Below are 11,578 nucleotides of genomic sequence, written 5' to 3' on the forward strand. Positions count from 1 at the left end.
TTTAATGATTTGAGATAAGCTAATCATTTCCATTAGCTTAAGGTTATTTCAATAGGACAATGATCAGAATGCTTAACATGCTGAAGAATATTTGCTTTGTTCAGGCGATCCTGTAGACTTTCGGAAATCATGTGATAATCAATACGCCATCCCTTATTATTATTTCGGGCATTTGCTCTATAGCTCCACCAGCTGTATTCATCTTTCGCATCCGGGTTTAAATTTCTGAAACTGTCGATAAATCCCTTATCCAAAAACTGACTCATCCACTCACGTTCTTCAGGTAAAAAACCAGAACTGTTTTTATTCCTTACAGGATCGTGAATATCTATGGCTTGATGACAAATGTTATAATCTCCGCTAATAACAAGGTTTGGAATTTCCTTTTTCAGTTTTTGTATGTAATCATCAAAATCTGCGAGCCATTCCATTTTAAAATCCTGACGAACATCACCACTAGATCCACTTGGCATGTAAACACTCATTACTGAAAAATTCTCATAATCAGCTCTGATTACCCGACCTTCTCTATCATACTTTTCAATTCCACAACCTATCTCAACATGTTTTGGTTGTTCTTTAGAAAATATGGCTACACCACTATAGCCTTTTTTCTCAGCCGAGTGCCAGAAAATATGATAGCCCAAATCTTCATAAACCGTTAAATCCACTTGATCGTCATTGGCTTTAACTTCCTGAAAACAAGCAATATCAGGTTGAGCTTCACGCAGCCATTCACTTAAGCCTTTTCTTTCAGCAGCTCGTATCCCATTGATATTATATGAAATTATGTTTACGGCCATAAATGGTTTAGTTAATCATATTTTCTTGCTCAAAATACTCAAGAATATGCATTTTGAGTAATTTTTCTTGTTCAATCAAATCAAAATGGGGCAGATCCTTTGCTTTTTTCCAGTGAGGCCAGCCTTGCTCATCAGTACCTTCTAATTCGTAAAAGCCAGAATAACTCAACACTTTGCAAATAGCAATGTGCATCAGGTCTTGCTTTTCTTCCTTGCTAAAGTTTTTTGGTCCGTGCCCAAGCTCCTGAACCCCAATAAGAAAAAGAATTGAGTTTAAGTCTTTCGGCTTTCTGCCAATTACATCTTTCAATTGTAAACGGAGTGCCTGCCACTTTCTCTCAAGCTCAAGATCTTTCTTATACATGTTAGGCTTGTTGTTCGTCTTCTCTTAAAGCTTCCCAATATTCAACGGCTCTTCTTAAATGAGGAATTACAATGGTTCCACCAATTAAGTTAGCTATCGAGAAAACTTCATATACCTGTTCATCGGTAACGCCAAGCTCAAAGCATTTACTTAAATGATATTTTACGCAGTCATCGCATCTTAACACCATAGAAGTGGAAAGGCCTATCATTTCCTTTGTTACTTTATCCACCGCGCCTTCTGTAAAAGCGTTGGTATCTAAATTGAATATCCGCTTGATGATTTTATTATTGGAACCAATAATCTTATCATTCATTTTAGAGCGGTATTCGTTAAACTCCTGAACTTTGTTCATATATATCCTTATAAAATTCTTTTGCTATATCACTATAGCGAAAAAGTTGTAAATTAACCTGCAAAGGTAGTTCCTGTTATGTTTCAAAACCAATCCTTAGGTCTAATTCTCAATGATTTTGTATCATTATTTTACCCAAATTACTGTGCTTGTTGTAACATCACACTTAGTCCTTCGGAAAATACAGTTTGTACACATTGTCTTAATCAATTGCAGGAGACCAAACTACACGAAAGACAACCAAATGAGTTGCACCAACGGTTCTATGAAATGCCTGAACTAAGATATGCTTTTACGTATTGTTGGTTTCAAAATGAAGGGATTATTCAAAAACTATTACACCAATTAAAATATAAAGGACATTCAGAAATAGGCTTATTCTTAGGTGAAAGGTATGGTCAATTGCTCTCAGATAAGAATTATGACAAAACTATTGATATAATCTGCAGTGTACCCCTGCACTTCAAGAAATACAAAAAAAGAGGATATAATCAGGCAGATTTAATTGCTGAAGGACTTGCCAAAACATTTAATAAGCCATTTAAGCGCTTACTCAAAAAGGAATATAATTTGGGCAGCCAAACCAAGAAACATAGAATTGAAAGATTCCAAAATGTTGAGGATTCCTTCAGCTTACTCAGTAAGCAAAAGATAAAAAATAAGCACATCCTCGTAGTAGATGATGTGCTTACAACTGGCGCCACTATGCAAGCGGCTTGTCAGCCTCTTTTAAAAGCTGGAGCAACAATTTCTATTTTAACAATTGCGGCAGTGCGTTAATTATTTTTCATTGATGCTATTCAGCATAGCTACCACATGTGTACCCAGACTATTGGCAACCATTTTTTTATATTCCGTAGAATTCACAAAGCCACCATCCTTTTGGAAAAACTCAGCTATTATTGGGCTCCAGTCACTTCCTTTTGGCATAATGAAACCAAAGTTTTCACCTGTTTGGTCCCCAGCCTGATGCCTTTTAATGTTTGAAGTGTTTTTTAATGCAGTCAAGTAAGATGAAAAATCAAGGTATGTGAAATATTCGGCACTATTATTCACTTTTTGGTAGCATTCTTCAAAAGAATTAACCACCTCTATTTTTAAACCTGGAAACGAAGAGTTTTTCATCTTTCTGGCTCTACCTTCATGCGTTGTACCTTTTTGCACAACTATAGTTTTGCCAGCAAAAGCAGTTGAAATATCAGACATGCTACCTAAATCTGGGACGCTTGAGTTGGTAAGTAAAATTGAAACATTAGAGAAAAATGAAGGACTAAAGCTTACTTCATTTTTTCTTGCATTAGTAATGGTTACATCCGCTAAACCAAAAACACCACCCTTTCCATTTTTTACTGAATTATAGAATTCTTCAAAATCTACGGGATCGTTAGGATAATGTACATTTACTTTTACTGCCACACCATGTGTGTTCTCTACATACTTGATGAATTCCTGCCAAATTTGGTAGCATAGTCCTTCAAGTCCGTTAGGTCCCTTGTTCATAAATTCTCCGGAGAAATTGTAAGTCATGGTAACCTCACCACCCCCATTACTTTTCACTTTCTGCCAGCTATCACCTGTTAATTGCTGAGCAAAACCAGAGAAACTAAAACATATACATATAATAAAAAGACTACTTCTTAGATTTTTCATATCACGAGCTTTTTTGATAAGTATATAATGTACACAATATCATCTGCTAAATCAATCTGTTCATCGAAATAGCGAATATTTAGAGATATTATACCAGATAATATAAAATAGATGCTATTCTAGTAAGGCTTAGGGTATAATTGAAAAGTACAATTAAAGGTTATTTTAGCTTATCCGTAATAAGGTCATGATGTTTCAAAAACAGAATTGTATTTGATAGCATAATGTCACTTCCGCTTTTATCAGGCTCATTTTCAATAACGGCCTCGCATATATTATAAAGCACTTGTCTTGGCGCTACATTTGCTGCGTCAGCAATTTTTTTGATGAGTTTTACGAGCTCATTCTCTAATACACTACCGGCTGGTAGTTCACTCAATTTTTCAACCTCATCTTTCATTTTTTCCACAGCGGCCAAGTTAGTAGGCTTTTTCTTCATAAAATCCTGATTTTCATCGTCCTGCTGCGGTTGGTTCTTCATGAAATCACTTAAGTCTTTAAGGGTGTCTTTTTTCTTGGACATTGTTCAAAATTTATAGGTACGATAAAATAGCTTTAGCAATAGGTAAAAACTCCTTTTCCGGTAAAATGGTGCTGAAGTTGGCAAACAGATTTTTAGCTGGGATTTTTACTTCTATTACTTCTGCATCCAATTCCGATAGTGCATCTTTTACAGTGTCAATTTTAGTGGCAGTATGTACTCTATTTGGAAGCACTAAAATCTTAAGCTCGCTATTATGCTCTTTAGCTGGTTTTAAATCTTCCACAGTTTGATAAGTAACCAATAAATCATTAGGTGTTAAACTAGTAGGCACAACTACTAGTGTGCTGGCAATACTCAACTTTTTTATATGTTCGTCAGTAGTCTTTCCGGCAGAGTCAACAATTACATAGTCTAGCTGCTGCTTACTTAATTCTGCGATGTCGGCTAATACATTCTCATCAGAAGATCCTATAATTTTAAAAACAGCATTTTCTTTGGCACCCGTTTTATACATTTCCATTTTTCGGAGTGTATTCAAGGTATAGTTGCTGTCAGTTTCTAAAATACTTAGTGAGTGGCCCAGGCTATGTAACATGGTAGCCAAATGGATGGCACTTGTTGTTTTTCCTGTTCCTCCTTTTCGGGAAATAAAAGAGATTATTTTAGTCATAGGGCTAATGATTCTGAATAAAAATACTTATCCGATGGACTATTTCCAAATGCTGCTTAATTTAGCCAAAAAAGAATATGCCACAGCCATTCAATGCATCAGAAATTAACCGCTTGATAAGAGAAAGAAGATCTGTTTACCCTGCCCAATATAGTGGAGAAAAAGTTGATGACAGCATTATTGAGCAAATGTTGGAAAATGCGAATTGGGCACCCAATCATAAAAAAACAGAACCTTGGCGTTTCACCGTTTTTTCAGGTGAAGGCCTAAAGCAGTTGGCAAAATTCCAGTCGGAATTGTACAAGCAAAAAACATCAGCAGCCAATAACTTTGATCAGGCTAAATTTGATAAACTGGCAGCAAAGCCATTAATGGCGAGTCATGTAATAGCTATTGCCATGAAAAGAAATACAGCCGTACCCGAAATAGAAGAAGTTGAAGCCACCGCCTGTGCAGTACAAAACATGTATTTAACCGCAACAGCTTATGGAGTTGGTTGTTACTGGGGTTCAGGTGGAATAACCTATATGGAAGAGGCAAAAAAGAATTTTGGCCTTGAGTCTGATGATAAACTTCTTGGATTTATGTATGTTGGGATACCCAAAGCGGATTTTTGGCCTGAAGCTAAGGAGAGAAACCTATCGGATAAGGTGCACTGGGTGAAATAACATTGGAAATATTAGCTTACATATTAAGAATATTGAATGGCTTATTTATAATAAGCCTGATACTACCTCATATCAATAATGACCATTGGACGTTCAGGGTATTTGAGTTTCCACGTCTGCAAAAGCTGGTAATAGCTATTATCTTAATTATAGGTACGGCTTTTATTTTATTAAACAAGTTTAATTACTGGGATGCTGCTTTCATTTTAGCAAATCTGATTGGAGTCGGTTACCTAATAGGGCAAATATTTCCTTTTTTACCCATTGCTTCAAAGCAAGTGATGGATGTGAATGAAAAGCACATGCAAGCGGACCTTAGCCTACTTGTTAATAATGTATACCAGTACAATGAGGATTTTGACAAACTCATTGCATTGGTAATTGAAAATAAACCTGACATGGTCATGTTAGTTGAAACGGACAAAAAATGGAAGGATAAATGTGTAGAGGGATTTGGAGATGCCTATCCATATCAGGTTCTGGAGGATTTAGATAATACCTACGGAATGCTTCTGTTTTCTAAGTTAAAGCTAGAAAACACTAATGTTCGATATATTATTAAAGAGGGTATCCCGTCCATAAAAACGGATGTAGTTTTTAAAGATGGTAGAAGGATTCGTTTCTATGGATTACATCCGGAACCCCCAGTTCCAAGTGAAAATCCAAAATCAACAGCCCGTGATGCAGAAATATTAAAAGTGGCAAAGGAAGTCTGTGAAGATGAATTGCCCTGCCTAATAGCTGGCGACCTAAATGATGTAGCCTGGAGTTTTACCACGGAATTGTTTTTAAAAACCAGCGGTGCCTTAGATCCAAGAAGAGGAAGAGGCTTCTTTAATACCTTCCATGCGAGCTATAGTTTGTTGCGCTGGCCATTAGATCATATTTTTTGCACAAAAGAATTCTGTGTGAACTTTATAGACCGCCTTTCTTATACTGGTTCAGATCATTTCCCGATGTTTGTTGGGCTCAGCATTGAGAATGGAAGAAATAATGATCAGGAGCTAGAACAAACTGAAGAGGATGAAAAACTCACGGATGAAAAAATAGAAAAAGCGGAATAAAGATTCTAATGGAGCTTATTCATTCATAGGCTCCCACAGTTCCACCTTATTTCCTTCTACATCCAGAATGTGAACAAACTTGCCATAATCATAGCTTTCAATTTCATCAAGTATAGTTACGCCTTCTTCCTTTAATACTTTTACAAGCTGCTCCAGGTTTTCGACACAGTAGTTCATCATGAATTCCTTTTCTGACGGAGCAAAATATTTGGTGTCTTTTGGAAAAGGACTCCATTGTGTGCGACCTTTTACTTCAGGCTTTTCATTATCGCGCCACTCAAAAGTGGCTCCGTAATCATCTGTATTAAGGCCGAGGTGTTTCTGATACCAATCTTTTACAGTTTTTGGGTCTTCGCACTTAAAGAAAACACCACCAATTCCAGTTACTCTTTTCATATTATCTATCTTTAATTCTATACATAAATTTTAAACCTGACCAGGTTTCGTCAACGGCACATACTTTAGTATCAACTAAACTACCTTCCAATCCGAAATTCCGAACAAAACTTCCATCAATGTCTGTTTCAATTTTAGCGCTTTTCTTGGGCCAGGAAATCCATAGGATGCCATTTTTTGCCAGCGCTTTTTTAGCCGCAGCAAAATACTTCTTGAGCTCAATTTGATTTTTAGTGAATAGATGGATAAAATCAACATCGCGCGATTGAAGGTTTGCCTCTGTAACATTTGGGAATTCATCAAAGAGCGATAGGTAATAATCCGGTTGATTGATTAGCAATATGAATTGACCGTTTTTTAACCCAAGCTTTTTATCTAAAGGAGTTTTTGAATAACCAGCTGGCATACGCTTAAATTAAATATGATATAATTTAAGAAAAGAAAAGCTAAAAATTGGTTTATCCAATCACAACTTGCCAACGAAAGGCCCATCGCCATTTAAGGCTGTAGCTCTTAATACCTGCATCTTTCAGAATGGAATTCAGATCACTTTTTTTGAAAGCACGCCAAACGGAAAGACAGGCATCATTTTTAACCATTGTTGATTTACTGAAAAATAGAGTTATCCATTTGATGCTATAGTAGGCAAACCAATGTCGATGCAGATCATTTATGATGATGTATTTTGATTGCCTCTGAAATTCTTTAAGCATGTCAGTCAGAGTTGCTTCATTAAAGTGGTGAAGAAACAAAGTGGTTAAAATGACATCGAACTTTCGGTTTTTAAAACTTGGCGCCTGTATATTCTCGCTGATCAATTCTATTTCAGGATAAGCTTTACAATGCTTTCGAGCATAATCAATTACATTGGGGTTTGCATCAAAACCTATCAATTCAACATGAACATCATGTTTTCTTGCTTTTTCTGCTATTCTGCAAAGTATATTTCCACTGCCGCAACCGACATCGGCAATACGCCATTTTTTATCTGGCTCTGCTAGAAGTATTTTGAAAAGTGCATTTTCTGTTATTTCATTACCGCCAAGCCATTTATTGATAACATCCAGTTCATACAGGGCTTGGTACAAGCTTTCACTCCCATCACTAAGATCGTCCATTATTTCATCCTGATACGAGCGCTTGCTTAAATCAATCATGTGCTTTCAGTAACATACTTTCCATACTCAAACCAGGACCAAATGCGAAACCGAGAGTTCTTTCTCCCTTTTGTGATTTCTTTGCTAATTCTTCCAAAACAAATAAAATAGTAGGTGATGACATATTTCCATACTTTCGAAATACATCAAAGGCAATTTCATTTGCCTCCTTATTGAGGGAAAGGCCTTTTTCGACAGCTTCTAATATGCGTTTTCCCCCAGGGTGAATTGCGAAGTGCTTGATATCATCAAAAGTTAGCTGATAGTTGTGGATAAGCTTTTCCGCCAACTCCTTAATTTTGGATTCAATTACATCAGGCACATAGGCGCTTAATTTCATTTGAAAGCCATAATTACTGATATGCCAGGCCATTTCATCTTCGGAGTTTCCATCAACCAAACTTTTAAAGCCCTCAATTGATAATTTCAGTCCTTTCGAATCATTACCTACGACAACAGCCGCTGCGCCATCACCAAAAATAGTGTTTGCTAATAAGTTATCTTCGCTGTAGTTTGATTGAAAATGTATGGTGCAAAGCTCCACACAAACTATAAGCACTTTGGCATTTTTTTCAGATTTACAAATGTGATTGGCGGTTTTTAGTGCATTAATCGCAGCAAAGCACCCCATAAATTGAATGGCCGTTCGCTCTATAGTAGGATTAAGCTTATACTTTTTTATGAGTTGAATATCTAAGCCCGGAGCAAACATACCTGTACAGCTGACAGTAATCAAATGAGTAAAATCTTCCTTCTTTTGTTTCTCAAAAACAGCTTGCAGCGTTTTCTCCATTAGAGGAAAGGCAGCTTGTTCAAACAGCTTCATTCTTTCTTCGGTAGACACTTGTTTAGCTGAAGCTACAGTAGGGTAAAATGTCCACTTGGAATCATCATCGTATTCATAATCCGAAATGACCGAATGCCTACTTTGAATACCTGATAACCTGAATACTGCACGTAGTTTTCTTTCTTCCTCAGCACCTAAGCTCATACCTTTAACCATGAAGTTAGCGATATCTTTTTGGTCGATTGGATGATTAGGAACAGCTGTGGAAATTTGTTGTATATAGGGCATAAATCAGGTTCAAATACCTATATTAAGCAAAAATTGATCAAGTTGTTTGTATGAAGAAGATTATTCATATTATTAAACATTTAAGAATACCGTTTTCCTTTTTTCTGCTTCCTGTTTATCTCTTCGCTCTGGGTATAAGCCCAAATATTTCAGAACAAGGAATTCTTTTTACTTTCATTATTTTGCACTTGTTCATTTATCCTGCCAGCAATGCCTACAATAGCTATTTTGATAAGGATGAAGAAAGTATTGGTTTATTGAGAAAACCACCACCAGTTACTATAGGTCTTTATTATACCAGTTTGATTTTCGATTTTATAGGGATTGCCTGGGCGTGGCTCATAAGTGCAGATTTTGCAATCTTGGTTTTTATTTATGGCTTAGCCTCCAAAGCTTATAGCCATCCGGGTATTCGCCTAAAAAAATATCCCTTTATTGGCTGGCTTGTTGCGGGTTTCTTTCAGGGAATATTCACATTTTATATGGCCTATGTGGGCATCAATAATTTTGGCTGGGAAATGTCACTTTCCTGGAACGTGCTTTTTCCGGGTCTGCTAACTTCTTTCTTCTTGTGGGGCTCCTACCCTATGACTCAGATTTATCAACATAAAGAAGATAGCAAAAGAGGAGACAAAACACTTTCTATAATCCTGGGAATAAGAGGCACATTTGTTTTTACCTTGATTATGTTCTTGGTGGCAACCGCAGGATTTGAATACTACTTTCTCACCTATTATTCTCAAAAATTTGCCATAGCCTTTCTTCTATTCATGCTTCCAACAGTTATTTACTTTCTTCTTTGGTTCGCTTTAACGCTTAAGAACGAACAAAAAGCTAGTTTTGGGTGGACAATGGGCTTAAACTTTATTTCAGCAATTTGCCTGAATGCTTTTTTCATTTACTTCTTTCTGCAAACGAGCCATTTAGGTCAGCTAGACCTGTAAATAATAAACAATACGCGAGTTAATGGCTTATTTATATGTGAACCAAAACATATAGATAATGAATATTTTAGTAATAGGTGCCAATGGACAAATTGGTAAAAAACTAGTAGATAAAATACACAGTAATTCTCCTCACGATGCCATAGCCATGGTGAGAGATGAATCTCAAAAAGATCAATTCGAGAGAAGAGGCATTAAAACCGTTTTAGGGGATTTAGAGAAAGACTTTGAACACGCATATGAAGGCAACAACGCAGTAATTTTTACTGCTGGTAGTGGTGGTCATACCGGAGAGGATAAAACAAAATTAATTGATAGACAAGGAGCTATACAGGCAATAGATTATGCGGTTAAGCATAAATTTGATCGTTTTATCATGGTGAGTGCTTTTGGTGCAGACTTCAACCCCAGCGATTGGCCCGAAGGTATGGGTCATTATTATAGTGCCAAATCTGCTGCTGATGATTATTTGCAACAGACTAATTTAAATTATACCATCGTTAAGCCAGGCAGACTTACCGATGAGGCCCCCACCAATAAAGTTGATTACGGTGAACGAACTGATGAAAGATCAGGCTCTATTCCACGAGCGGATGTGGCAGAGGTAATTGTGAAAAGCTTGGATGCTGAAAACACTTACAGAAAATCTCTTGAGGTGCTTTCTGGTCCTAACAATATTGAGGAAGCAATAGAGAAGATTTAATCGAGTGTATTTTGCAGAATCGAAATAGTTTGGGCCAGAATTGTATCTGGCCTTTTTTATTCTAATCAATTCTATCACCATGTGTTTGCTCTATTAGCTTTTTGGCAATTGCAGGAAAACTTCTAATTAGTCTGATTGCTAAGTTGGATCTGCTTTGGTTGCCGAATAAATTCTGAGTGCTTCGGCCAATAAACAACCTGCGGTCAAAGTTTATGCTCCACTCCTTTTTATACCGATACTCTACAGCTTTTCTGGTTTTTAGTTTCCCATCATAAAACTGTGAAATACAATCAGCGGCTATTTTTCCTGCATGAATGGCCATGGCCATGCCGTTTCCGCATAATGGAGTTATGAGTCCGGCAGTGTCTCCGGCCATAAGTATGTGATCTTTTACCGCTTCCTTTTTTTCGAAGGATATTTCATTAATTACTTCAGGCTTTTCTCTTAACCAGGCAGATTGCTCAAAATATTGCTTCAACAATGGGTTTTTGTAGAGCACCTCTTCCTCCATGCTTTTAATATTGCCATATTTTTTCAGGTTATCCCTTTTACTCAAATAGCAGATATTTACCAAACCTCCTTCTACCTGACTTATGCCACAATAGCCACCATCAAAGTTGTAAAGACCTATCTGATCGGCTGGGAAATCCAGATAGGCATGATACTTCACACCGATAAACGGGGAGCTTTTTTTAATAAAGCTTCTATCTAAAGCTTTGTCCAGCTTCGAGCGTTTACCAAATGCGCCAATCACAAATTCGGAATGTAAACTTTCTCCGCCTTTAATAGCCACCTCAAACAAATCATCGTAAAAGTTAATCTCGGCAACCTCAGTTTTGGTTTTTACGGAAACACCTTCTAACAATGCTTTTTCGTAAAGAAAGTTATCAAGTTGGTAACGGCTAACACCAAATCCACCAAGAGGGAGATCGATGGAAGCAGTATTTCCGTGGATATCCGAAAGCTCAAAACGCTCTAACGAACTAGTTTTTAAATGATTGGGATAAAGTCCTTCCCTTTCCAAAAACGGCCTTACCTCATTACTAATGTATTCACCACAAACCCTATTAAAGGGATATTGCTTTTTCTCTATCAATAAAACAGATAGGCCTGCACGCTTAAGCAGTATGGAAGAGATCAGTCCTGCTAAACCGCCTCCAACCACAATAACCTGATACTTTGAATCTAACAAAAGCTTTGATTTTTAATTGGTTAAACACATCACCAAGACAGTAGTTTGTAAAC

General features: G+C 36.9%; 16 protein-coding genes. 5 read left to right on the forward strand and 11 right to left on the reverse strand.

What is annotated here, in order from left to right; genetic code table 11:
• Nucleotides 1-32: 32 nt before the first annotated feature.
• From xth to JKP34_RS02190, 3 genes are read right to left on the reverse strand one after another with little or no spacing between them, the layout of a single operon-like run.
• Entirely contained in the window at nt 33-803 is a 771-nt protein-coding gene (gene xth / locus JKP34_RS02180; RefSeq protein WP_201917239.1) for an exodeoxyribonuclease III, read from the reverse strand.
• Nucleotides 804-810: 7 nt separating this feature from the next.
• Nucleotides 811-1,167 carry a hypothetical protein gene (locus tag JKP34_RS02185; RefSeq protein WP_201917241.1) on the reverse strand — a complete coding sequence of 119 codons (357 nt, stop codon included), beginning with the start codon at nt 1,165-1,167 and terminating at the stop codon, nt 811-813.
• A gap of 1 nt (nt 1,168) precedes the next feature.
• A complete protein-coding gene (locus JKP34_RS02190; RefSeq protein ID WP_201917243.1) occupies nt 1,169-1,522 on the reverse strand; it encodes a carboxymuconolactone decarboxylase family protein in 354 nt (117 codons plus the stop codon).
• A gap of 78 nt (nt 1,523-1,600) precedes the next feature.
• Here JKP34_RS02190 and JKP34_RS02195 point away from each other — a divergent pair, with 78 nt between their 5' ends.
• The gene (locus JKP34_RS02195) at nt 1,601-2,302 is read left to right on the forward strand and encodes a ComF family protein (RefSeq protein ID WP_201917245.1); all 702 of its coding nucleotides are present in this window, start codon (nt 1,601-1,603) and stop codon (nt 2,300-2,302) included.
• On the opposite strand, the gene JKP34_RS02200 is transcribed toward JKP34_RS02195, so the two are convergent.
• From JKP34_RS02200 to JKP34_RS02210, 3 genes are all read right to left on the reverse strand, one after another.
• Complete coding sequence (locus JKP34_RS02200) at nt 2,303-3,172, reverse strand: substrate-binding periplasmic protein (protein WP_201917247.1); 870 nt, start codon at nt 3,170-3,172, stop codon at nt 2,303-2,305. It abuts the gene before it with no gap.
• A gap of 160 nt (nt 3,173-3,332) precedes the next feature.
• On the reverse strand, nt 3,333-3,695 hold the full coding sequence (locus JKP34_RS02205) for a hypothetical protein (RefSeq protein ID WP_201917249.1): 363 nt from the start codon (nt 3,693-3,695) through the stop codon (nt 3,333-3,335).
• Between the two features lie 10 nt (nt 3,696-3,705).
• Nucleotides 3,706-4,326, reverse strand: coding sequence for a ParA family protein (locus JKP34_RS02210; protein ID WP_201917251.1), 621 nt, complete (start codon nt 4,324-4,326; stop codon nt 3,706-3,708).
• 77 nt (nt 4,327-4,403) lie between these two features.
• Between JKP34_RS02210 and JKP34_RS02215 the strand changes: the two genes are divergently transcribed.
• Entirely contained in the window at nt 4,404-4,994 is a 591-nt protein-coding gene (locus JKP34_RS02215) for a nitroreductase family protein (RefSeq protein ID WP_201917253.1), read from the forward strand.
• 2 nt (nt 4,995-4,996) lie between these two features.
• Nucleotides 4,997-6,058, forward strand: a complete 1,062-nt coding sequence (locus JKP34_RS02220; protein WP_236664864.1) for an endonuclease/exonuclease/phosphatase family protein — start codon at nt 4,997-4,999, stop codon at nt 6,056-6,058.
• A gap of 15 nt (nt 6,059-6,073) precedes the next feature.
• Here JKP34_RS02220 and JKP34_RS02225 read toward each other — a convergent pair whose 3' ends face one another.
• The 4 genes from JKP34_RS02225 to JKP34_RS02240 are packed head-to-tail and all read right to left on the reverse strand — an operon-like array spanning nt 6,074 to nt 8,686.
• Nucleotides 6,074-6,454, reverse strand: coding sequence for a VOC family protein (locus tag JKP34_RS02225; protein WP_201917255.1), 381 nt, complete (start codon nt 6,452-6,454; stop codon nt 6,074-6,076).
• A gap of 1 nt (nt 6,455) precedes the next feature.
• Nucleotides 6,456-6,860 carry a DUF3052 family protein gene (locus JKP34_RS02230; RefSeq protein ID WP_201917257.1) on the reverse strand — a complete coding sequence of 135 codons (405 nt, stop codon included), beginning with the start codon at nt 6,858-6,860 and terminating at the stop codon, nt 6,456-6,458.
• A 52-nt stretch (nt 6,861-6,912) separates the two neighbouring features.
• Nucleotides 6,913-7,611, reverse strand: coding sequence for a methyltransferase domain-containing protein (locus JKP34_RS02235; protein ID WP_201917259.1), 699 nt, complete (start codon nt 7,609-7,611; stop codon nt 6,913-6,915).
• Entirely contained in the window at nt 7,604-8,686 is a 1,083-nt protein-coding gene (locus JKP34_RS02240; protein ID WP_201917261.1) for a type III polyketide synthase, read from the reverse strand. Before JKP34_RS02240 ends, JKP34_RS02235 begins: the two co-directional genes overlap by 8 nt.
• Before the next feature lie 50 nt (nt 8,687-8,736).
• Between JKP34_RS02240 and JKP34_RS02245 the strand changes: the two genes are divergently transcribed.
• On the forward strand, nt 8,737-9,630 hold the full coding sequence (locus JKP34_RS02245) for a UbiA family prenyltransferase (protein WP_201917263.1): 894 nt from the start codon (nt 8,737-8,739) through the stop codon (nt 9,628-9,630).
• Between the two features lie 58 nt (nt 9,631-9,688).
• Nucleotides 9,689-10,333: an SDR family oxidoreductase gene (locus JKP34_RS02250; RefSeq protein ID WP_201917265.1), complete on the forward strand. Its 645-nt coding sequence runs from the start codon at nt 9,689-9,691 to the stop codon at nt 10,331-10,333.
• 61 nt (nt 10,334-10,394) lie between these two features.
• On the opposite strand, the gene JKP34_RS02255 is transcribed toward JKP34_RS02250, so the two are convergent.
• Nucleotides 10,395-11,525 carry an NAD(P)/FAD-dependent oxidoreductase gene (locus JKP34_RS02255; protein WP_201917267.1) on the reverse strand — a complete coding sequence of 377 codons (1,131 nt, stop codon included), beginning with the start codon at nt 11,523-11,525 and terminating at the stop codon, nt 10,395-10,397.
• Nucleotides 11,526-11,578 lie beyond the last annotated feature (53 nt).

Origin of the sequence: Marivirga atlantica (genome assembly GCF_016734805.1) — a bacterium.
In the GTDB taxonomy this organism is placed as follows: domain Bacteria; phylum Bacteroidota; class Bacteroidia; order Cytophagales; family Cyclobacteriaceae; genus Marivirga; species Marivirga atlantica.